Source organism: Streptomyces yunnanensis (genome assembly GCF_029011865.1).
GTDB lineage: Bacteria > Actinomycetota > Actinomycetes > Streptomycetales > Streptomycetaceae > Streptomyces > Streptomyces yunnanensis.
Map to the genome: position 1 here is coordinate 6,431,507 of NZ_CP095749.1, position 21,131 is coordinate 6,452,637.

At 73.9% G+C, this 21,131-nt stretch carries 15 protein-coding genes and 3 tRNA genes; 9 read left to right on the forward strand and 9 right to left on the reverse strand.

Translation table 11 applies throughout. The features are described from left to right. Positions 1-6: 6 nt before the first annotated feature. Positions 7-2,259 carry a molybdopterin oxidoreductase family protein gene (locus MOV08_RS28055; protein ID WP_275309359.1) on the reverse strand — a complete coding sequence of 751 codons (2,253 nt, stop codon included), beginning with the start codon at positions 2,257-2,259 and terminating at the stop codon, positions 7-9. 161 nt (positions 2,260-2,420) lie between these two features. On the opposite strand from MOV08_RS28055, the gene MOV08_RS28060 reads away from it, so the two are divergent. From MOV08_RS28060 to MOV08_RS28085, 6 genes are all read left to right on the forward strand, one after another. Beyond that, positions 2,421-3,488 carry a sirohydrochlorin chelatase gene (locus MOV08_RS28060; protein WP_275309360.1) on the forward strand — a complete coding sequence of 356 codons (1,068 nt, stop codon included), beginning with the start codon at positions 2,421-2,423 and terminating at the stop codon, positions 3,486-3,488. A gap of 99 nt (positions 3,489-3,587) precedes the next feature. After that, positions 3,588-4,922 (forward strand): deoxyguanosinetriphosphate triphosphohydrolase, encoded by a 1,335-nt coding sequence (locus MOV08_RS28065; RefSeq protein WP_275309361.1) that lies wholly within the window; start codon positions 3,588-3,590, stop codon positions 4,920-4,922. A gap of 224 nt (positions 4,923-5,146) precedes the next feature. Then, positions 5,147-6,409 (forward strand): NAD(P)/FAD-dependent oxidoreductase, encoded by a 1,263-nt coding sequence (locus MOV08_RS28070; protein ID WP_275309362.1) that lies wholly within the window; start codon positions 5,147-5,149, stop codon positions 6,407-6,409. 9 nt (positions 6,410-6,418) lie between these two features. After that, positions 6,419-7,471 carry a pyridoxal-phosphate dependent enzyme gene (locus MOV08_RS28075; protein ID WP_039636655.1) on the forward strand — a complete coding sequence of 351 codons (1,053 nt, stop codon included), beginning with the start codon at positions 6,419-6,421 and terminating at the stop codon, positions 7,469-7,471. A 75-nt stretch (positions 7,472-7,546) separates the two neighbouring features. Beyond that, positions 7,547-9,463, forward strand: a complete 1,917-nt coding sequence (dnaG, locus tag MOV08_RS28080; protein WP_275309363.1) for a DNA primase — start codon at positions 7,547-7,549, stop codon at positions 9,461-9,463. A gap of 298 nt (positions 9,464-9,761) precedes the next feature. Further along, entirely contained in the window at positions 9,762-10,958 is a 1,197-nt protein-coding gene (locus MOV08_RS28085) for an RNA polymerase sigma factor (RefSeq protein WP_420834305.1), read from the forward strand. Positions 10,959-10,981: 23 nt separating this feature from the next. Here the strand turns inward: MOV08_RS28085 and MOV08_RS28090 are convergent, their stop codons facing one another. Continuing rightward, on the reverse strand, positions 10,982-12,451 hold the full coding sequence (locus MOV08_RS28090; RefSeq protein ID WP_275309365.1) for an FGGY family carbohydrate kinase: 1,470 nt from the start codon (positions 12,449-12,451) through the stop codon (positions 10,982-10,984). A 67-nt stretch (positions 12,452-12,518) separates the two neighbouring features. Then, a complete protein-coding gene (locus MOV08_RS28095; protein ID WP_039636661.1) occupies positions 12,519-12,818 on the reverse strand; it encodes a hypothetical protein in 300 nt (99 codons plus the stop codon). A 214-nt stretch (positions 12,819-13,032) separates the two neighbouring features. Between MOV08_RS28095 and MOV08_RS28100 the strand changes: the two genes are divergently transcribed. The 3 genes from MOV08_RS28100 to MOV08_RS28110 all read left to right on the forward strand — a co-directional run bounded on the left by MOV08_RS28100 (position 13,033) and on the right by MOV08_RS28110 (position 13,439). Continuing rightward, positions 13,033-13,105, forward strand: a tRNA-Asn gene (locus MOV08_RS28100). Positions 13,106-13,110: 5 nt separating this feature from the next. Beyond that, positions 13,111-13,183 (forward strand) — tRNA-Asn (locus MOV08_RS28105). A 179-nt stretch (positions 13,184-13,362) separates the two neighbouring features. Further along, positions 13,363-13,439, forward strand: a tRNA-Ile gene (locus MOV08_RS28110). A gap of 374 nt (positions 13,440-13,813) precedes the next feature. Here MOV08_RS28110 and MOV08_RS28115 read toward each other — a convergent pair. From MOV08_RS28115 to MOV08_RS28140, 6 genes are all read right to left on the reverse strand, one after another. Continuing rightward, positions 13,814-15,601 (reverse strand): WD40 repeat domain-containing protein, encoded by a 1,788-nt coding sequence (locus tag MOV08_RS28115; protein WP_275309366.1) that lies wholly within the window; start codon positions 15,599-15,601, stop codon positions 13,814-13,816. A 23-nt stretch (positions 15,602-15,624) separates the two neighbouring features. Further along, positions 15,625-16,455 (reverse strand): nucleic acid/nucleotide deaminase domain-containing protein, encoded by an 831-nt coding sequence (locus tag MOV08_RS28120; RefSeq protein ID WP_275309367.1) that lies wholly within the window; start codon positions 16,453-16,455, stop codon positions 15,625-15,627. Between the two features lie 12 nt (positions 16,456-16,467). Beyond that, complete coding sequence (locus tag MOV08_RS28125; RefSeq protein ID WP_275309368.1) at positions 16,468-17,097, reverse strand: SUKH-4 family immunity protein; 630 nt, start codon at positions 17,095-17,097, stop codon at positions 16,468-16,470. A gap of 68 nt (positions 17,098-17,165) precedes the next feature. Then, a complete protein-coding gene (locus tag MOV08_RS28130) occupies positions 17,166-18,848 on the reverse strand; it encodes a nucleic acid/nucleotide deaminase domain-containing protein (protein ID WP_275309369.1) in 1,683 nt (560 codons plus the stop codon). A gap of 180 nt (positions 18,849-19,028) precedes the next feature. Next, a complete protein-coding gene (locus tag MOV08_RS28135) occupies positions 19,029-19,904 on the reverse strand; it encodes a glycosyltransferase family 2 protein (RefSeq protein WP_073442137.1) in 876 nt (291 codons plus the stop codon). A 168-nt stretch (positions 19,905-20,072) separates the two neighbouring features. Beyond that, positions 20,073-20,864 (reverse strand): MBL fold metallo-hydrolase, encoded by a 792-nt coding sequence (locus tag MOV08_RS28140; RefSeq protein ID WP_039636797.1) that lies wholly within the window; start codon positions 20,862-20,864, stop codon positions 20,073-20,075. Positions 20,865-21,131: the final 267 nt, after the last annotated feature.

A 21,131-nucleotide genomic window follows, 5' to 3' on the forward strand; every position in this document is an offset into this window, starting at 1 on the left:
ACGCCGCTACCGCTCCAGCCGCTCGATCCGTACGGCGCACACCTTGAACTCCGGCATCCGGGACACCGGGTCGAGCGCCGGGTTGGTGAGGCTGTTGGCACGGCCCTCGCCCGGCCAGTGGAACGGCATGAACACCGTGTCCGGGCGGATCGCCGGGCTCACCCGGGCCGGCGCCACCGCCCGGCCGCGCCGGGAGACCACCGCGACCGGCTCGCCGTCGGCGACGCCGAGCCGGTCCGCCAGCCGCGGGTGGAGCTCGACGTAGGGGCCGGGCTCGGCGGCGTTCAGCGCGGCCACCCGGCGGGTCTGCGCCCCCGACTGGTACTGGGCCAGCACCCGCCCCGTCGTCAGCACCACCGGATACCCGGCGTCGGCCTCCTCGTCCGCCGGGCGGTGCGTGACGGGCACGAACCGGGCCCGGCCGTCGGGCGTCGCGAACCGCTCCAGGAAGAGCCGGGGCGTGCCGGGGTGGACCGGGAGTCCGACCGGGTCCCCGCCGACCGCCTGTGCCCCCGTCACGGCCCGCGCCGCGGCCTCCGGGGCGGCCGCCGCGGTGGCCGCTGACGCGACCTGCGCGCCGGCCCGCGCCGCGGCCTCCGGCGCGGGCGCCGTCCCCGCCGCGTCCGCCCGTTCCGCCGGGCACGGCCAGAACACCCCGTCCCCCGCCGCGAGTCGGGCGTAGGTGATGCCCGAGTAGTCCGCCGGACCGCCCGCCGACGCGCGCCGCAGCTCCTCGAAGACCTCCGCCGGCTCGGTCGGGAAGCCCACCGGGTGCCCCAGGCGCGCCGCCAGCCCGCCGAGCACCGCCAGGTCCGTGCGGACCCCGGGCGGCGGGTCCAGGGCCCGGCGGCGCAGCAGCACCCGGCCCTCCAGGTTGGTCGTCGTCCCGGTCTCCTCCGCCCACTGGGCGACGGGCAGCACCACGTCCGCCAGCGCCGCCGTCTCGGACAGCACCACGTCCGCCACCGCCAGGAAGTCCAGCGCCCGGATCCGCTCCTCCACATGGGCGGCGTGCGGCGCCGACACCACCGGGTTGGACCCCATCAGCAGCAGCGCCCGGACGTCCCCGCCCAGCGCGTCCAGGAGCTCGTAGGCGCTGCGGCCCGGCCCGGGGAGCGCGTCGGGGTCCACTCCCCACACCGCCGCCACATGGCGGCGGGCCGCCGGATCGTCCAGCCGCCGGTAGCCGGGCAACTGGTCAGCCTTCTGGCCGTGTTCCCGGCCGCCCTGACCGTTGCCCTGACCGGTCAGGCAGCCGTATCCGGACAGCTCCCGGCCCGCCCGCCCGGTGGCCAGGCACAGGTTGATCCACGCCCCCACGGTGTCGGTGCCCTTCGCCTGCTGTTCCGGGCCGCGCGCGGTCAGCACCATCGAGGACGGCGCGTCGCAGAACATCCGCACGGCCTCGCGGAGTTGCGGCACCGGTATGCCCGTGAGGCGCTCGACCTGTTCCGGCCAGTGCGCCATCGCGGCGGCCCGCGCCGCCGGCCAGCCGCGGGTGCGCCCGGCGACGAACTCCTCGTCCACGCGCCCCTCGGCGACCACCAGGTGCAGCAGCCCCAACGCCAGCGCCAGGTCCGTGCCCGGACGCGGCGCCAGATGCAGATCGGCCTGCTCGGCGGTGCGGGTCCGGCGCGGATCGACGACGATCAGCCGACCGCCGTTCTCCTTCAGCTCGGTCAGGTAGCGCAACGCCGGCGGCATGGTCTCCGCCAGGTTGGAGCCGACCAGCAGCACGCACCCGGTACGCGCCACATCGGCCAGCGGGAACGGCAGCCCCCGGTCCAGCCCGAACGCCCGGCCCTGCGCCGCCGCGGCCGACGACATGCAGAACCGGCCGTTGTAGTCGATCTGCGAGGTGCCCAGCACCACCCGGGCGAACTTCCCCAGCGCATATGCCTTCTCGTTGGTCAGCCCGCCACCGCCGAACACCCCGACCGCGTCCCGCCCGTACACCGCCCCGGCCCGCCGCAGCCCCTCCGCGACCCGGTCCAGGGCGGTGTCCCAACCGGCCGGCACCAGCTCCCCGGTGTCCGGGTCGCGCACCAGCGGGGAGACCAACCGCGCCCCGGGGGCGAGCAGTTCGGACGCGGTCCGCCCCTTGCCGCACAGCGCGCCCCGGTTGACGGGGAAGTCAGGGCGCTCCACGACCTCCACGGCCGGACCGTCCACCCCGGTGGTGGGCCGCAGTCCCATGCCGCACTGAAGGGCGCAGTAGGGGCAGTGGGTCTCGACCGTGGCGGTGTCGGCGGCAGTCATGCCGGTCAGCGTGGAACGGGCGTGTTACGCCGGCGCGTCGCCCCGGTTTCCGGCGCGCGGCGGAGTCCTCCCACGGGCCGGGAGGCCGGCAGCAGGGCCGCGGTACACGGAGTTCCCCGGCGGGAAACCGAACCGCAACGACCGGCTGCCAGCCTCGGCCCATGACGGCGTCGACAGCGAACCAGCCCGCACCGGAACCGAGCCCCGCCACCTCCCCGCAGGCACCCGGCCCGCACCCCGCGCCCTGCGTACCCGTGGGCGCCGCCGGCCTCGCCGCCGAGATCACCGCCGAACTCAGCAACCGGCTCCGCACCGTCCGGCTGCACGCCCGCCGCCGCCCCGCCGCACCACCCCCCGCCCTCGTGGCCGTCGCGCACGGCAGCCGCCACCCCGGGGCCGCCCCCACCGTGCGGGCCCTCCTCGCCGAGATCCGCGCGCTCCGCCCCGACCTCCCCGTCCGCCTCGGCCACATCGAGCTCGACCGGCCGCTGCTCGCCGACACCCTCGCCGGGCTGCGCGACGAGGGCATCGGCGAGGTCGTCCTGGTGCCGCTGCTCTTCGGCCGAGGCCACCACGTCACCCACGACCTGCCCGCCGCGCTCGCCGCCGCCCCGCACCTCAGCGGCCTGATAGCGGCCCCGCTGGGCCCGCACGCCCTCCTGGCGGAGGCACTGCACGACCGCCTCCTGGAGGCCGGCTTCCCCGCCCGCCCCCACGACACCGGCCGCCCCGCCGTCGTCCTGGCCGCCGCCGGCTCCCGCGCCCCCCGCTCCGCCCTGGACACCGCCCGTACCGCCGACCTGCTCTCCGCCCGCCTCGGCGGCGTCCCCGTCCTGCCCGCCTTTGCCCACCCGTCGCCCGCCACCGCCCCGGACGGAGACGCTTCGCGTCGCCCCTCCCGGATTGCCGCCGCCCTGACCGTCCCCGACGCCGTCCGCGCGCTGGCCGACCGCGGTCACCACCCCCGCGACATCGCCGTCGCCGCCTGCTTCGCCGCCCCCGGCCGCTTCGCCGACCGGTGCGCGGCGCTCGCCCCCGGCCCCGCCGCCGCCCCCCTGGGCGACCACCCCGCGCTGGCCCGCCTCGTACTGCACCGCTACGACCAGGCGCTGCGCGCCCGCACCGGATCCCGCACCGAGGGCCCATGGCCTGCCCGGCGGCCGCGGATCACGGCCGGGACCGCGGCGTCCGGTACGGCGCCTCGCCGCGTTGCCGCACCGTCCCGATAGCTCCCCTCGCGGCTCCTCCCGCGGCCGAAGGGCAGGCGAGGAGCCCGTGCCCCGACCCTGATCCACCGGACAGGCCCCGAGGGCGGCTACCGTCGCGGTATGACGGGCACAACACGGGCAACTCCTCCCAGCCCCGGCCAGGATCCGCACGCGGCGCTCCCCGGTTACACCGCGGCGGACACCGAGCGCTGGGTCCCCGAACCGGACAAACGCCCCGGGCGCACCGCCTTCCAACGCGACCGCGCCCGGGTCCTGCACTCCGCCGCACTGCGCCGGCTCGCCGGCAAGACCCAGGTCGTCACCCCCGGCAGTGCCACCCAGGCGTGGGACGCCAGCCCCCGCACCCGGTTGACGCACTCCCTGGAGTGCGCCCAGGTGGGCCGCGAGCTGGGCGCCGCCCTCGGCTGCGACCCGGACCTGGTCGAGGCCGCCTGCCTGGCGCACGACCTCGGCCACCCGCCCTTCGGGCACAACGGCGAACAGGCCCTCAACGAGGTCGCCGCGCCCTGCGGCGGCTTCGAGGGCAACGCCCAGTCGCTGCGCCTCCTGGCCCGCCTGGAGCCCAAACGGTTCGTGCCCGCCCCGGACGGCGCCCCGGTCAGCGTCGGCCTCAACCTCACCCGCGCCGCCCTGGACGCCGCCACCAAGTACCCCTGGCCGCGCGGCGCGCACCCCGACGGACCGGCCGCCGTGAAATTCGGTGTCTACGCCGACGACCTGCCGGTGTTCGCGTGGTTCCGACAGGGCGCCCCGTCCGGCCGGCGCAGCTTCGAGGCGCAGGTCATGGACTGGGCCGACGACGTCGCCTACTCGGTGCACGACGTCGAGGACGGGCTGCACGCCGGCCACCTGGACCCCAACGTCCTGCTCGCCGACCCCGAACGCGCCGAGATCTTCGCGGTCGCCGCGGAGCGCTACGCCCCCGGCGCCGGCGAGGCGGACCTCGCCGCCGCCCTGGACCGCCTCCTGGAGCAGGTGTGGTGGCCGCACGGCTACGACGGCTCGGCGCTCGCCCAGGCCCGCCTCAAGGACGCCACCAGCCAACTCATCGGCCGTTTCTGCCTGGCCGCCGAGGGCGCGACGCGGGCCCGCCACGGCAGCGGGCGGCTCACACGGTACGCGGCGGAGCTGGTGGTTCCGGCCGAAACCCGCCTGGAATGCGCCGTTCTCAAGGCCGTCGCCGACCGCTACGTGATACAGCGCCCGGACCAGGAGGCGCTCCGCGCCGACCAGCGCGTGGTGATCGCCGAACTCGCCGAGGCGCTGCTCGCCCGCGCCCCTGACGGCCTTGATCCGCAGTTCCGTTCGCTGTTCGATACGGCCCCCGACGACGGGGCCCGGATGCGCGCCGTGATCGACCAGATCGCCGCGCTCACCGACGCCTCCGCGCGTACTCTTCACGCTCGCCTCACACGTCCCCCTGGTAACGGTTAGGGCAACCCAGGGTGACCCTAGGGGGGCGGCCCCTCTTCCCCCCTCACGCTCCGTGCGGGACGCTCGTCCCCGCACGAACGCACGGGAACCCGAAATCCGTCGAACACATCAAGGGAGCGAGGGGAAACGGGGGCACCGGAAACGGGGGTACCAACGGGGGGCACCAACGGGGGCGTTCACGGACGCGGACGCGGACGTACGGCACCGCAACGAGGAGGAAGCAAGTGGTCGACACGCACCAGACGTTCGTCATCGTCGGGGGTGGCCTGGCCGGAGCGAAGGCCGCGGAGACGCTCCGCGGGGAAGGGTTCACCGGCCGGGTGATCCTCATCTGTGACGAACGCGACCACCCCTACGAGCGCCCCCCGCTCTCCAAGGGGTACCTGCTCGGCAAGGAAGAACGGGACAGCGTCTTCGTCCACGAACCCGCCTTCTACGCCCAGGCCCGGATCGAGCTCCACCTGGGCCAGCCCGCCGTCCACCTGGACCCCGCGGGCCGCACCGTCCGCCTGGGCGACGGCACCCTCATCGCCTACGACAAGCTGCTGCTGGCCACCGGCGCCGAACCCCGCCGCCTGGACATCCCCGGCACCGGCCTGGCCGGCGTGCACCACCTGCGCCGCCTCGCCCACGCCGAACGACTGCGCGGCGTCCTCGCCTCCCTGGGGCGCGAGAACGGCCACCTGGTCATCGCCGGCGCGGGCTGGATCGGCCTCGAAGTCGCCGCCGCGGCCCGCTCCTACGGCGCCGAGGTCACCATCGTCGCGCCCGGCCCGACCCCCCTGCACGGCATCCTCGGGCCCGAACTCGGCGCCCTCTTCGCCGACCTGCACCGCGACCACGGCGTCCGCTTCCACTTCGGCGCCCGCCTCACCGAGATCGTCGGCCAGGACGGCATGGTGATCTCGGTCCGCACCGACGACGGCGAGGAGCACCCCGCCCACGACGTGCTCGCCGCCATCGGTGCCGCCCCCCGCACCGCCCTCGCCGAACAGGCCGGCCTGGACGTCGTCGACCGCGCCGACGGCGGCGGGATCGCCGTGGACGCCGCGCTGCGCACCTCCGACCCGTACATCTACGCCGCCGGCGACGCGGCCGCCGCCGACCACCCCCTCCTGGACACCCGCCTGCGCGTCGAGCACTGGGCCAACGCCCTCAACGGCGGCCCGGCAGCCGCCCGCGCGATGCTCGGCCAGGACGTCAGCTACGACCGCCTCCCGTACTTCTTCTCCGACCAGTACGACCTCGGCATGGAGTACTCCGGCTACGCCCCGCCCGGCTCCTACGACCAGGTCGTCTGCCGCGGCGACGTCGGCAAGCGGGAGTTCATCGCCTTCTGGCTCCGCGAGGGGCGCGTCCTGGCCGGCATGAACGTCAACGTCTGGGACGTCGCCGAACAGATCCAGCAACTCATCCGCGCCGGTGCCCCGTTGGCACCCGAGCGGCTGGCCGATCCCACCATTCCGCTGGCCTCGTTGCTCCCGTAACGTGCAGGTATGACCCCTGGCCACACGAGCCCCACCAGCTCCGAGGGCAGCGCCGTCCCCGACGGAAGCGGCACCCCGGGCGTCACCCTCGACGACGTCCGGGACGCCGCCCGCCGGCTCTCCGGCGTGGCCCACCGCACCCCCGTGCTGCGCTCCCGCACCCTCGACGCGCGGACCGGCACCCGGGCGTTCCTCAAGTGCGAGAACTTCCAGCGGGCCGGCGCCTTCAAGTTCCGCGGCGCCTACCACGCCCTCTCCCACCTCACCCCCGAGCAGCTCGCCCGTGGGGTCGTCGCCCACTCCTCCGGCAACCACGCCCAGGCCCTCGCCCTCGCCGCCCGGGAACGCGGCACCCACGCCGTCATCGTGATGCCCGCCGACGCGCCGCGCTCCAAACGGGACGCCACTGCCGGCTACGGCGCCGAGATCGTCACCTACGACCGCTACACCGAGGACCGCGAGGCCATCAGCCGCCGGATCTCCGAGGAGCGCGGCCTGACCGTCGTCCCCCCGTACGACCACCCGCACGTCATCGCCGGACAGGGCACCACCGCCCTGGAGCTCCTGGAGGAGACCGGCCCGCTCGACGTCCTCCTGGTGCCCGTCGGCGGCGGCGGACTGATGGCCGGCGCCGCCACCGCCGCGACCGCCCTGGCCCCCGGTATCCGCATGATCGGCGTCGAGCCCGAGGCCGGCGACGACACCCGCCGCTCCCTGGCCGCCGGCCACCGCGTCGCCGTCCCCGTGCCCCGCACCATCGCCGACGGCCAGGCCGTCGAGACCCCCGGCGAGCTGACCTTCGCGATCAACCGACGCCTGGTCGACTCCGTGGTCCTGGTCACCGACGACGAGATCCGCGCCGCCATGGCCTTCGCCTTCGAACGCCTCAAGATCGTCATCGAGCCCAGCGGCGCCAGCGCCCTCGCCGCCCTGCTCGCCGGCCGCCTGGGCCCACCACCGGCGCCCGGACGGCCCGCGGGGGACCCTCGACCGGCCCGCACCGGCGTGATCGTCTCCGGCGGCAACATCGGCGTGGACCGCTTCCGGGACCTGCTCGGCTGAGCCCGGCAGCCCCGCCCCGCCCCCGGCGGGACTCGCCCGCCGGGGACTGTCCGACCCCCACCGTAGAATTCACCCGTGGCAGGCAGGATCAACGATGACGATGTGAAGGCGGTACGGGACGCGGTCCCGATCGACGCCGTCGTGTCCGAGTACCTCCAGCTCCGCAACGCCGGCGGTGGCAACCTCAAGGGCCTGTGCCCCTTCCACGACGAGAAGTCCCCGTCCTTCCACGTGAGTCCCGCCAAGGGCCTCTACCACTGCTTCGGCTGCCAAGAGGGCGGCGACACCGTCGACTTCGTCATGAAGATCGACCACCTCTCCTTCGCCGAGACCATCGAGCGCCTCGCCGCCCAGGCCGGCATCACCCTCCGCTACGAGGAGGGCGGCTACACCCCCGGCCGCCAGCAGGGCGAGCGCACCCGCCTCGTCGAGGCCCACAAGGCCGCCGCCCAGTACTACACCGACCAGCTGGAGAGCCCCGAGGCGGAGATCGCCCGGCGGTTCCTCGCCGAGCGCGGCTTCGCCCAGGACGCCGCCCAGCACTTCGGCGTCGGCTACAGCCCCGCCGGCTGGGACCACCTCACCCGCTACCTCCGCGGCCGTGGCTTCACCGACAAGGAACTGGTCCTCTCCGGCCTCTCCCAGGAGGGCCGCCGCGGCCCCATCGACCGCTTCCGCGGCCGCCTGATGTGGCCCATCCGCGACATCGCCGGCGAGGTCGTCGGCTTCGGCGCCCGCAAGCTCCGCGACGACGACAACGGCCCCAAGTACCTCAACACCCCCGAGACCCCCCTCTACCGCAAGTCCCAGGTCCTCTACGGCATCGACCTCGCCAAGAAGGAGATCGCCAAGAGCAGCCGCGCGGTGGTCGTCGAGGGCTACACCGACGTCATGGCCTGCCACCTCGCCGGGATCACCACCGCCATCGCCACCTGCGGCACCGCCTTCGGCGAGGGCCACATCAAGATCCTCCGCCGGCTGCTGATGGACAACTCCGGCTCCGAGGTGGTCTTCACCTTCGACGGCGACGCCGCCGGCCAGAAGGCCGCCCTGCGCGCCTTCGAGGACGACCAGAAGTTCGCCGCCGAGACCTCCATCGCCATCACCCCCGGCGGCATGGACCCCTGCGACCTGCGGCTCGCCAAGGGCGACCAGGCCGTCGCCGACCTCGTCGAGTCCCGCACCCCGCTCTTCGAGTTCGCGCTCCGCCAGGTCGTCTCCCGGCACAACCTCGACACCCCCGTCGGCCGGGCCGCCGCCCTCGACGAGGCCGCCCCCATCGTCGCCCGCATCAAGAACAGCGCCATCCAGCACGAGTCGGCCGTCCAGCTGGCCGGCATGCTCGGCATCCTGGACACCCAGTTCGTCGTCCGCCGGGTCTCCCAGCTCGCCCGCTGGGCCCGCGAGCGCGGCCGCGACGGCGGCCCCGGCCAGGGCCGCCCGCAGCGCCACGACGCACCCCCCGCCGCCGAGCCGCAGCGCCCCGCGCCCGGCGCCGGCGGCCCCGCCCTCAACCTCCGCAGCCCCGCCCACCGCGTCGAACGCGAACTCCTCAAGCTCGCCCTCCAGCGCCCCGACCTGGTCTCCCCGGCCTTCGACGCCTACGGCGCCGACGAGTTCACCGCACCCCCGTACGCCGTCGTCCGCCAGTGCATCGAGGAGGCCGGCGGCGCCTCCGCCGGATCCGCCGACGGCGACTATCTGGCCCGGGTGCGCGACGCCGCCCCCGACGACACCGTCCGCGCCATGGTCACCGAGCTGGCCGTGGAACCGCTGCACACCCGCCGCGACCCCGACGAGGCGTACGCCGGCGTCCAGTTGGTCGCCGTCCGCCTCGCCGCCGTCAACCAACGCGTCACGGAGATCCGCGGCACCCTCCAGCGGCTGGGCCCGCGCGCCGACCCCCAGCAACTCGCCGCCGTCCAGAACGAACTCTGGGTCCTCCAGCAGTACGGCCAGTCCCTCCGCGAACGCGGCGCCGCCGCCCTCTGAGCCCCACTCCGTACGACCGCCCCACCCGCCCCGGGAACCCCGCCGCCCCCCTCCGCCACCTCCGGGTAGCCATTCGGTCACGGACCGGACTCAAAAAGTGCTCGCACGCCCCTCGTGGCGGACATGTGTCGTACTCCACACTGAGGAGCGGTGCCGTAAGTCCCCGGAGCGCGGCACATCCGCCCGTACGCGCCGCCGTGCGGGCCGTGAGCCCCCGCGCCGCCGCGTGTGACCGTGCGGCGGCCCCGGCGGCTCGGCCGCCTCCGCCCGGTCCTCGTGCCGCCCCAGCCGCGATCACCTGGAGGTCGCCCCCGTGCAGACCCGGACCCTCCCCGCCGCACCTGCCGGCGGCGCACCGGCCGCCCCGCCCGATACCGGCCTGCTGCCCGCGCCGGTCGCGGTGCCGCAGCAGGCCGAACCCCCCGCCGTCGAACTCCTCGCCGCGGAGATCCCCCCGGAGCACCCCGACGCCCCGGACCCGGCCGACGCAGCGGACCCGGCCGACGCGACCGACACGACGGACGCCACGGACACCGTGGACCCCACGGACACCGCGGACCCCGCGCCCCGCCCGGACACCGGCGGCCCCTCCTCCGACCTCTTCCGCCAGTACCTCCGCGAGATCGGCCGGATCCCGCTGCTCACCGCCGCCGAGGAAGTCGACCTGGCCCGCCGCGTCGAAGCCGGCCTCTTCGCCGAGGAGAAACTCACCCGCACCCCCGACCTCGACTCCCAACTCGCCCACGACCTCGACACGTTGGTGGTCCGCGGCCGGATCGCCAAACGCCGCCTGATCGAGTCCAACCTGCGGCTGGTGGTCTCCGTCGCCAAACGCTACGTCGGCCGCGGCCTGACCATGCTCGACCTCGTCCAGGAGGGCAACCTCGGACTGATCCGCGCCGTCGAGAAGTTCGACTACGCCCGCGGCTACAAGTTCTCCACCTACGCGACCTGGTGGATCCGCCAGGCGATGTCCCGCGCCCTCGCCGACCAGGCCCGCACCATCCGCGTCCCGGTCCACGTCGTCGAACTGATCAACCGCGTCGTCCGGGTCCAGCGCAGGATGCTCCAGGAACGCGGCTACGAACCCACCCCCGAGGAGGTGGCCGCCCACCTCGGCCTCACCCCCGAACGCGTCACCGACGTCCTGCGGCTGGCCCAGGAACCGGTCTCCCTGCACGCCCCCGTCGGCGAGGAGGACGACGTCGCCCTCGGCGACCTCATCGAGGACGGCGACGCCGCCTCACCCGTGGAATCCGCCGCGTTCCTGCTGCTCCGCGAACACCTCGACGCGGTCCTGTCCACCCTCGGCGAACGCGAACGCAAGGTCGTCCAGCTCCGCTACGGCCTCGCCGACGGCCGCCCCCGCACCCTGGAGGAGATAGGCCGGATCTTCGGCGTCACCCGCGAACGCATCCGGCAGATCGAATCCAAGACCCTCGGAAAACTCCGCGACCACGCCTTCGCCGACCAGCTCCGCGGCTACCTCGACTGAGGCCGAACCGGTCGCCCGCGACTTTAGCCCTCCCGCTGGAACGCCCCCGGATGGGCCTCGTCCCGCACCGCCGCGTACTGCTGCCGCACGGCCTGCCACACCGGCAGTTCCTCGCCCGGTTCGAAGACCTGGCTCGCCGCGGCCGGCCACCGCGGCGGCTCCGGATACCTCGCACCGCTGTCCCCACCGGCGGCCGGGACGGCCGTCCCGTGCGCCACCTGCCACGCCCACGCCGCCTGCCGGGCCGCGCCCAGCGCCGCGTACTCGGCCGGCTGCGGCACCACGACCTGCGCCCCGAACAGCCCCGGCGCGGCCGCCTGCACCGCACCCAGCTCCGCCGCGGCCCCCAGCAGGAACACCCGGCGCACCGCCACCCCCCGGGCCCGCAGCACGTCCAGCGCGTCCGCGAGCCCGCACAGCATGCCCTCCACGGCCGCCCGCGCCAGATGCTCCGGCTTCATGCTCTCGCGCCGCATCCCGTGCAACGACCCCGCGGTGTGCGGCAGATGCGGCGTCCGCTCGCCCTCCAGATACGGCAGCAGCACCATCCCGTACGCGCCCGGCGACGACTGCAGCGCCAGCTCCGAGAGCCCCGCCAGATCCGTCCCCAGCATCTCCGCGGTACCGCGCAGCACCCGCACCGCATTGGTGGTGTGCACCACCGGCAGATGCCGCCCGGTCGCGTCGGCGAACGACGTGATCGTCCCGGACGGGTCCGCCGGCGCCTCGTCGTGGATGGCGAACACCGACCCCGAGGCACCCAGCGACACCACCGCGTCGCCGACCCCGACACCCAGCCCGAAGGCGGCGGCCATGGTCTCGCCGGTCCCGGCCGAGATCAGCAGCCCCTCCGGCGTGAAACCCGCCGTCCCCGACGGCCCCAGCACCTCCGGCAGCCGCACCTGGTGCCCCAGCGCCAGCTCCACCAGGTCCGGCCGGTACGCGCCGGTCGCCGCCGACCAGTAGCCGGTCGCCGAGGCCCCGCCCCGGTCCGTCGTGCGCCGCGCCGGCCGGCCCAGCAACTGCCAGGCCAGCCAGTCGTGCGGCGTCATGACCTCCGCGACCCGGGCCGCGTTCGCCGGCTCGGTGCGCGCCAGCCACCGCAGCTTGGTCACCGCGTGCTGCGCCTGCGGCACCGACCCGACGGCCTGCACCCAGGCCGCCCGCCCGCCCAGCGCGTCCACCAGGTCCGCCGCCGCGCTCTGCGCCCGCTTGTCGTTGCCCACCAGCGCCGGCCGCACCGGATTCCCGTCGGCGTCCAGCGCCACCAGCCCGTGCTGCTGCGCCGCCACACCGATCGCCTGGACGCCCTCCAGCAGCCCGTTCCCGGCGGCCTCGCCGAGCGACATCAGCCACGCCTGAGGATCGACCTCGGGCCCCTTCTCGACGGGGTGCGGCGCGTACCCCTGCCTGATGACGGCACCCGTGTCCGCATCGCAGACGACGATCCGTGTGCTCGCGGACGAACTGTCCAACCCGGCGACTATCCCCATGGCCCCAGATGATGCCCCATGCACGCCATGGGGAGAGAGTCAGGGTTTGCCCACCGGGCCTCCGGGCTCACGTATTGCTGGTGCCCCAGTCGTCCTCGTCGGCCGCGCGCTGCTCCCGCAGCGACCGCACCCGCTCGGCCACCGGGCCCGGCAGCCGGTCCCCGACCTTGTCGGACACCGCGGCGAACGCCTTCGACGCGGCCTGCCGCCCGCCCAGCGCGGCCGACTCCGCGGTGTTGCGGACGGCGGGATTCTGCGCGATCCGCTGGGCACTCTTGCGGAGCTGCTCGTACCGCTCCCGCCCGGCCCGGGTGCCGAGCACGTATCCCACCGCCAGTCCCGCGATGAACGTGAGCCGGTAGCGCATCGCTCCACCTTTCCCTTGCCGCTCGATCCCGTCCGGTGCCGGCCGGCACCGGACGCCGGGCGGGCACCTGCCCACCGGCCCCGGAGCCGGCCGTGGCGATCTCCGGGGATACCGATTGGCGGAGCACCCCCCTGCTTGCGCTAATGTATGTGTCGCAGCGAGCGCCCGCCGTCCGGAGCCCCGGACAGCGATGCATTCGAGGCAAGCAGAGCAATCCCCTGTAGCTCAATTGGCAGAGCAGCCGGCTGTTAACCGGCAGGTTACTGGTTCGAGTCCAGTCGGGGGAGCTCAATCCCCTGTAGCTCAATTGGCAGAGCATTCGGCTGTTAACCGGAGGGTTACTGGTTCGAGTCCAGTCGGGGGAGCAGAGGGAACGAGGACCCCGGAAGGGGTCCTTTTTCTTATGTCCGGGAACCGAACCCGGGGTGGTCGAAGTCCTCTTGGGCGTGCAAGGTCGCCGCACGGCAGCCCGCACGGGCAGCAGATCGTATGAGCGGCTATGCTGCGGCAGACGGCGCGCACAAATGTGCGCGACGCGCCGTGAGGGGCGGTAGCTCAGCCGGTTAGAGCAGCGGACTCATAATCCGTCGGCCGTGGGTTCGAGTCCCACCCGCCCCACCACGGCAGGCCAGTGCAAGATCGTCTGACCAGCCACATCACGGCAGCAGGGCCGCCACCTCCGGGTGGCGGCCCTCGTCGTTTCGGCCCCGAAAACGGTCCACGGGCCGCACAGGGCCATACGGGGGACACACACGGGGTCGCACCGGGGCGCGGAGCCCACGGGGCGGTCGCGGAGCGTGTGCGGCGACGCCGGGGCCGGCCGACGGGCCCGGAAACCTCGTGCGTGGCGTCGTCCCGCGAGGAGCCGCCGGTGCCGGCGCGGGAACTGGTCGCCGGGGGCCCGGAGTTGCACGGCTCGTCGACCTGCCGCGCGGGAACTGGGGTCCGGGGGTGGGCCGATGGCCGTCCCCGGCCGACCCGTGGGGCGGGTGCGATCAGTTCCGGAGGCGGTCGAGGGCGAGTTGCAGGGTGTGCAGGCCGTCGGGGCCGCTGAGGGTCAGACGGCCGGTGGGGGAGAGCGTCAGGGCGTTGCAGCGGTACAACAGCGGCAGGGTGCGGACGGCCCCGCTGGTGAGGTGCCAGAGGTGCAGCTCGGCGTCGTTCCAGGCGGCGGCCAGGAGCGGGCCGGCGGGGGTGTCGGCGGCGGCGAGGGCCGTGACGAGGGCCGGGCGCTGCTCCACGGGGCCCGCCATCGGTTCCCCGGAGGTCTCCCACAGACGGATCGAGCCGTCGAGCGCGGCGCTGAAGACGAGGGTGACGTCGTCGGGCAGCCGCAGGCAGGTGACGGCGGTGACGGGGACGCTGTGCAGACGGCGGGAGTGCGGCAGGGGCCGGTAGGAGGTCAGGGACCACACGTGGACGGCTCCGCCGGCGTCGCCGACGACGGCCGTCGGCGACTGGCCGTCGGCGCCGAGCGCGGTGGGCCGGGAGGGCGCGGAGCCGAGCGCCGCGGTGCCGTGGTGGGCGGCGATGTGCCCCAGTACGGTGCCGGCCGGGCCCTCCTCGTCGGGGGTGAGGGGGAAGAGCGGCCCGCTGCCGTCGAACAGCAGCACCGCCTCCGGGCCGGCGGCGGCCAGGCCGAAGGGACGGAGCCCCGCGGGGGTGGGCACCACGCCGGTGCGTTCGCCGGTGCCCGCGTCGTGGCGGTGCAGCCGGCCCAGGGCGTCCGCGACGAGCAGGGTGCCGTCCTGGTGCGGGAGGTGGCAGTGGGCGGCCGCCGGCACGTCGTGGTGCGCCCGGACCGCGGTCCACAGGTGCCGTTCGGCCAGCGGGCGCAGGTATTCGGTGAGGGTGGCGCTGGTGGTCAGGGCGGCGGCGTGCAGGACGGCGGCGCGGGCCAGGTCGTCGTCCGCGGAACCGGACAGGTGGGGCGCGGCGCGGTCCCAGATGGCACGTAGGCCCGCGGGGGCGACGGTGGCCGGATCGCGGAGTGCCGCGGTGATGGCCGTGGCGGAGCCGTGGAGGAGGAAGCCGGGGTCGGCGAGCAGGGAGCCCGCCGCGGTGCCGCCGTCCTCGGTGCCGAGAACGGCGTCGAGGACGTGCTCGCGGGCGGCCGGCGGCGCCTCGTCCCACCGCGCCCTGCCGTCGGCGGTGCGCGGGACGGCGGCGAGCAGGGCCGCGGCGTCCGCGTCCGGGGCCTCCTCGGACGGGGCGGGCGGGGGCGCGGCGTCGGGCCAGGGGGCCTCGCCGAGGTCGATGACGTGGGGCTCCGTGTCGTCGAGGAGGGCGGTCGTGCCGGTCTCCGCGACGGCGCGCACGTGCGGCAGCCCCAGGAGCGGGACGAGGAGCTCGTCGACGAGCGTGCCGGGGTCCGCCGGGGCGTGGTCGGCCGGTCCGCGGCCGGCGAGGTGCAGATCGGGCAGGAGGAGCAGCAGCGGCCGGGAGTCGGCGGCGACGCGGGCCAGGAGGCGGTGCGGGGGCAGCGGGCCGTAGCCGAGCTGGCGGCCCAGCTCCCAGGCGACGGAGTCGGCGATGAGCCCGGCGGCGGGGACCGTGGCGTGGACGGTGGTCCGCTGGTCGGTGCCCGCCCCGGCGAGGAACCAGGCGAGCAGATGGCTCTTGCCGCTCGCCCGGCCGCCGCGGACCAGGCAGAGCCGCGACAGCTCGCCGTCGGCCGCGGCGGCCCAGTCGAGCAGGGCCCGACCGGCCGCCGCGTGGCGGTCGTCCAGTGCCGGCCAGGCCGCCGTCCCGGGCGCCTTCTCAGGGTGTGCGGTGGTCGTCATCGGCGGTTCTCCCCCTGCCGCTGTCACTGCTGGGCGGCCGCCTCGCGAAGGAGGCGGATCCCCTCTGCCCGGGATTCGGCGCTCTCGCCGTAGGGGAAGTTGTGGGTCAACTCGGCGTCCGGGAACATCTGGGCCAGCCACAGCGAGCAGTAGTGGCCGGGCAGGAAGCACGCCTCCAACTCCGTGTGGATCCGCGTCACCTGGGCCGGCTCGACGCCCGCGCCGCGCAGCGCGGACCACAGGCTCTCCTCGGGGTGCAGGGCGATGCCCCCGGCGCGGGTCACCACCTGCTTCTCGCCGTCGTCGCCGACGTACTCGAAGGCCGCGTACCACTCCGTGCCGGCGGTGTCCCGGATGTCGTCGAGGACCAGCGGCCACCAGTTCTCCCGGTCGGCGAAGGCGGCCGGGTCCGTGGCGCGCAGCTGCCGCTCCGCCGCGGCGAACGCCTCCGCGGCGGCCTCCGGCCGGTCGGTGCCGAGGATGACGCGCAGCGCCCGGTCCAGTTCGCGCAGGGACTGGGCGAACTGCTCGGGCGAGGAGCTCACGAACCGGGACGGCTCCTGGTATCCGAGCAGTACCGCCCGCACCTCGCCCCCGGGGGCGGCGCAGAGCTCGTAGCCGCGGTCGGTGCCCAGGCGCGCCCACTGCCGCTGCTCCTCGCGGGCCACCTCCGTCCCGACGGACTCCGCATAGGCGTCCAGCACGACGGGGTCGTCGGGGGAGGTGGAGAAATAGGGGCCGACCGTCCAGGGGACGGCGACCTGCGCCAGCCGGTGGACGCTCTCCGGGACCGCGAACGGCTCGCCCGCCGCCTCCGGTCCGAACTTCCGCAGTTCACCCTCGGGCACTGTCATGGACGACTCCGCCTAACCCACCGTCTCGTACACGTCTGAGAGGACACCGTCCCACGTCGGAACGGGCGCGGCGTCCTCGGCCTCCCAGTCGGCCTCCTCCGACCAGACGGGCTCCACCCCTTCGAACGGCAGCGGATCGGCGTTGCGCATGCGCTCCCGGAGGGACTCCGCCAGCGCCTCGGGGTCGGGCAGGTCCTCCGACACCGTGGCGTCGTAGCCGGGGCGTTCCAGTTCGAGGAGGTAGAGGAAATAGAGGAAGGAGTCCAGGCTCTGATTCAGCGGACGGGCCGTGAACTCCCCGTCCGGCAGGGCGTGGACGGCACCGGAGACCGGGTCCAGCACCACCACGTCGTAGTGGATCTCGCCCAGCACCAGCCACTCCGCCCAGCCCTCCGGCATGTCGTGGTACTCGGAGAAATGGCTGAGTTGCGCGCACCGGCGGAACCGGTCGGGAGTTTCCCCGACGAAGAGGCCGCCGTCGAGCACGAAAAAGGAACTCCGGTCGTCCGGCAGGCCCGTGGCGGTCAGTAGCGCACATGTCGCCGCATCGATTTCCGCCGGCAGCTTCGCTTCCTCCAGCGTGACGAGCTTTTCCGGAGGGAATACCGACTCCATCATCGACCGGTCGGTGAGCTGGGGCATCTTCTGTCCTGTCGGTAAGGTGCGGGAATCCGGTGATCTTATCGGAGGTGACTTCTCCGCGTCAATCGCTACTTCTTGCGCCGATTAATGCCGTTGAGATACTTCTCCATTTCGTCGTTTCCCTTCTTCTTGGACTCCGCGGTGTCGCCGTACTCGACGGTGTGCGAAACCTTGACGTCGCCCGGGAGATGGTGCGACATCCAGGCGCTGCAGTCCCTGGTGCCGGGCCCGGTGGTACAGGGCTCACGCTCGGTATAGAGCTCGGACATGCCTTTCGATTTTCCGGAGTCCAGGAACGGGATGCCGACCTGACGTTCGGAGTGCATTCCCGGCCATTTACTGCGGCCGACGAGCACGAATTCATCATCGGCGCCACGTTCGCCATACCGTGCCGCGGCGTAGTTCCGACTGGAGAATTTCCCCTTGCTGACCCGCCCGTAATCTCCCTGCTTGCTGCCCGCGCCGGTGTTGGCGTGCCGCGCCAGCTGGGTGGCCTGTGACAGGTCCGTACTCCCGAACGCAACCTGCTGGGAGGGTTTCCGCTTGCGCTCGTCCGCCGGTGGCAGCGGATATTTGCCGGCCTCCCGCCGCGGGACGTGGTCGTCGCTCAGAAGTCCTATCGGCGTGAGCCGCTTCCGGTCCTCGGCGGTGAGGTCCTTGTGTCCTTCGGTGGTGAGACGGGTGACCTTCCCCTTGTCACTGACGTTGTACATCGGCGCATTGCCGTGCGAATTCTTGCCGATGTTCTTGAGGTCGGACGCGATACCTTCGTCGTTCTCACGATGGTTCAGCTTCATCTTCTTGACGCCGTTGACCATCTTGTCGTCGAGATGGTCCGCCGTCCGCTTGACGCCGGTCTCCAGCCCCTCCAGCGCCTTGTCGATCATCGGGGCGGCGGCGTTGGCGATGGCGTCCTTGCCGCGGGTCCGACCGTGATGGCTCTTGGCCCGCCCGAGCTTGCCGCCGGCCCCGCTGCGGAAGGTGCCGCCGGCGCTCTGCAGGCCGGTGACCACACTGTCGTGGGCGTCCGGATCAAAGGTGAAGCCGCCGCCCCCACCGCCCCCGCTGCCGCCCTCCCCGCCGGCGCTGAGCAACTGCATCGCACCGGCCGCGGACTTCCCCGCCTCCTTGCCGGCCTGGGCCGCATGGCCGACGTCGATGCCCTTCTGCACCCCGAGGGCGTTGGCCCCCACCTGGACCACCAGGTCGCCGACCATCGCCCCGAGCGCCTCCTCGATCGGCGACAGCGCGACGCTGACGACCTGCTCGACGACCTGCTCGCAGACCTCCTTGATGATCTTTTTCACGGCGATCCGGGTCGCCTGCGTACCCGCCAGCGCCCCCACTTCGGACAGGCCGAAGGTGAACGGCGCCGCCGCCTGGGCCGCGATCACCTCCGCGGCCAGGATGGCGAGTTGGGCGATGGCCGCGATCTTGGCGCCCTCGACGAGGCCGGCGACGACGTCCATGGCGGTCCCCGCCATGCGCCCGCACTCCGCGAGCCCCTTCAGGTGCTTGCCGTTGACCTTGCCCCAGTGGGCGTTGAGGGCCGCCACCCCCAGCGAACCCCCCGCCGTGCCCACCAGGCTCTCGATCACCTGATGCGCCTGGTTCGCCCCGTGTTCGATGTCGTTCGCGAATCCCCTCAAGGAATCCGCCATCGCGCGATAGTCGTCCTCGTCCACATTCGGCCACGAGACGCCGATGATGTCGAGGATCTCGTCGGCCCAACCCGGAAGTACCACGCCCACGCGAACACGCCCCTAACTGCCGTCCCCACTCGCCGGATCGAGCAGTTCCCCACCGGTTCGTAAAGTTCGTACGCGAAGACGCTCTCAGAAAGTTGACGGTTCCTTAAAGAGGGCGGCAAAGACGCCGGAGAGCGTTCCGCTTCCGCAGCGACCGGGCGGTGGGCCGGCGGGGGACAACCCTTAGATGACCGGCGGACGCCCCAGCCGGGTCATCCGCCACACCGTGCGCCAGCGCATCGGCCGGCGTCGGCCGCACGGGGTGCGCACCCCCTCGGCGAAGCCCGCGGCCCAGGCCCGCATGCCCGCCGCCGAGCGGCCGCGGACGGCCGTCAGCGCCGCCCACACCCCCAGATAGACGGGGACCAGCACGGCCGGCAGATGACGCTTCGCGAGCCAGACGCGGTTCCGGGCGACCATCCGGTGGTACACCGCGTGCCGGGTCGGCGAGGTGTACGGGTGCTGCAACACGACCTCCGGGGCGTAACGGATGCGCCAGCCGTCGTCCAGCGCCCGCCAGGCCAGGTCGGTCTCCTCGTGGGCGTAGAAGAACTCGTCCGGCCAGCCGCCGATCCGGTCCAGCATCGGCACGGACAGTGCGTGCCCGCCGCCGAGGAACGTCGTGACCAGCCCGCCCTGCTGCGGATCGCCGACCCGCAGGCGCGGCACGTGGCGGCGCTGGGTGCGGCCCAGTTCGTCGGCGATGCGGAAGCTGACGATCCCCAACTTCGGGTCGTCCGCGTAGAGTTCGGCGAGCCGGCTGAAGACGTCCGTGCTGATCAGCAGCCCGTCGTCGTCCAGATCGACCACCAGGTCCAGGTCGCCGAGCTTGCGCAGCTCGTCCAGGGCGACGTTCCGGCCACCGGAGACACCCAGGTTCTCGGTCAGCGACACACCGGTGACGCCGTCGGGCAGCGGGGGCAGCGGCGAGCCGTTGCCGACGACCACGATGTGCGTCGCGGGCAGATCCTGCTTCGCCACCGAATCCAGCAGGTCCTGCAGCTCGGTGGGGCGGTTTCCCATGGTCAGGATGGCGACGCCCAGGCGCAGCTGACGCACAGATGAACACTCCGTTCTTGGCGGTCTCCTTAAGCGATGCTAGCCGCCGCTGCAGACCACTGCGCACCACGACGCAGGCCCCGCGACATCCCGTCGGAACCCGACCCGGGGCGCCGGCGAACGGCCCGATCGGCGGGCCGCGCCCCCGGTTCGGCGGCGCGGACGCGGTCAGCCCTGTGGGGCGTTGGCGCCGGCCAGGGCACTCGGCCGGGCGGCGAACGCCAGTTCCGGGCCGAACCGCTCCTGATAGCCGTCGGCCAGCGCGCGCAGCGCTGCCGCGCCGTCCCCGTCGTACGACGACCCGTGCATCACGGCCAGCGTCCGGGGCGAGAGCCGGGCCAGGGAACGCATGGTCTCCACCGCCGCCGTCAGGCAGGACGTCTGGCGGAACATCTCCTCCGCGTCCAGCGCCGGCCCGACCAGGTCGCGTTCGGTGATCGGCGGGCCGTTGCCCAGATGAGTGAACAGATCACCGCACAGCAGCGTGCCGGTGGTCTCCTCGAACAGCACCCGCGCCTCCCAGTTGTGCGGCACATGCGGGGTGTTGAGGTGCATCACCCGGCGGCGCAACAGCTCCTTGCCACCCAGGTCCAGCGTCTCGCCGTGCGCCAACGGGCGCGGCGGCCGGTCGGCGAGATCGTTGAGCGAGACCAGACACCCCTGGAGCCCGTGGGCCACCTCGGCGTGCGGGGCCGCGGCCAGGAACTCGTTCATCGCCCCGCACTCGTCGGCCTCCACGTGCCCGAACGCCAGCCAGCGCAGCTCCGCCACCGGAACCACCCTTCCCACGGCCTCCGAGACCGCGGGGAAGAGATGCCGCATGCCCGTGTGGAAGAGCAGCGGTTCCTCCGCGTCGATGAGGAACTGGTTGAACGTGAAGCCGGCCGGCGCGGCCACGTCGGGAACGTAGGTGGAGATCCGGTAGATCCCATCGGCGATCTCGTCGACGCGTGTCTCCATAGGGCCGACGCCTCCTTCCGGGCGGCCCCCCGTCCATCGTAGGGCGGGCGGGTGGACGGGGCGCGGCACGGTTCGCGGTGCCGGCGGTCGACACGGCAGCCGTCACGGCCACGACGGTCGGGGTGCGACAGCAGCCCTCACGGCCGCGCAGGTTGAGGCAGCCGTCATGGGCTGCCCGGCCCCGCTCCCCGTAGGGGGTGATCTGGGCCACGGCATGTCTAGGACGGCGCGGTGTGGGCAGGGGAGCCGGGCGGTCCGGTGCGCGGA

Excerpts from the sequence above, each read along its gene's own strand:
- MOV08_RS28140 (WP_039636797.1), bottom strand. The coding sequence starts at position 20,864 with ATGGAGACACGCGTCGACGAGATCGCCGATGGGATCTACCGGATCTCC.
- MOV08_RS28120 (WP_275309367.1), bottom strand. The coding sequence starts at position 16,455 with ATGACAGTGCCCGAGGGTGAACTGCGGAAGTTCGGACCGGAGGCGGCG.
- MOV08_RS28090 (WP_275309365.1), bottom strand. The coding sequence starts at position 12,451 with ATGGGGATAGTCGCCGGGTTGGACAGTTCGTCCGCGAGCACACGGATC.
- MOV08_RS28095 (WP_039636661.1), bottom strand. The coding sequence starts at position 12,818 with ATGCGCTACCGGCTCACGTTCATCGCGGGACTGGCGGTGGGATACGTG.
- MOV08_RS28060 (WP_275309360.1), top strand. The coding sequence starts at position 2,421 with ATGACGGCGTCGACAGCGAACCAGCCCGCACCGGAACCGAGCCCCGCC.
- MOV08_RS28065 (WP_275309361.1), top strand. The coding sequence starts at position 3,588 with ATGACGGGCACAACACGGGCAACTCCTCCCAGCCCCGGCCAGGATCCG.
- MOV08_RS28055 (WP_275309359.1), bottom strand. The coding sequence starts at position 2,259 with ATGACTGCCGCCGACACCGCCACGGTCGAGACCCACTGCCCCTACTGC.
- MOV08_RS28075 (WP_039636655.1), top strand. The coding sequence starts at position 6,419 with ATGACCCCTGGCCACACGAGCCCCACCAGCTCCGAGGGCAGCGCCGTC.
- MOV08_RS28125 (WP_275309368.1), bottom strand. The coding sequence starts at position 17,097 with ATGCCCCAGCTCACCGACCGGTCGATGATGGAGTCGGTATTCCCTCCG.
- MOV08_RS28115 (WP_275309366.1), bottom strand. The coding sequence starts at position 15,601 with ATGACGACCACCGCACACCCTGAGAAGGCGCCCGGGACGGCGGCCTGG.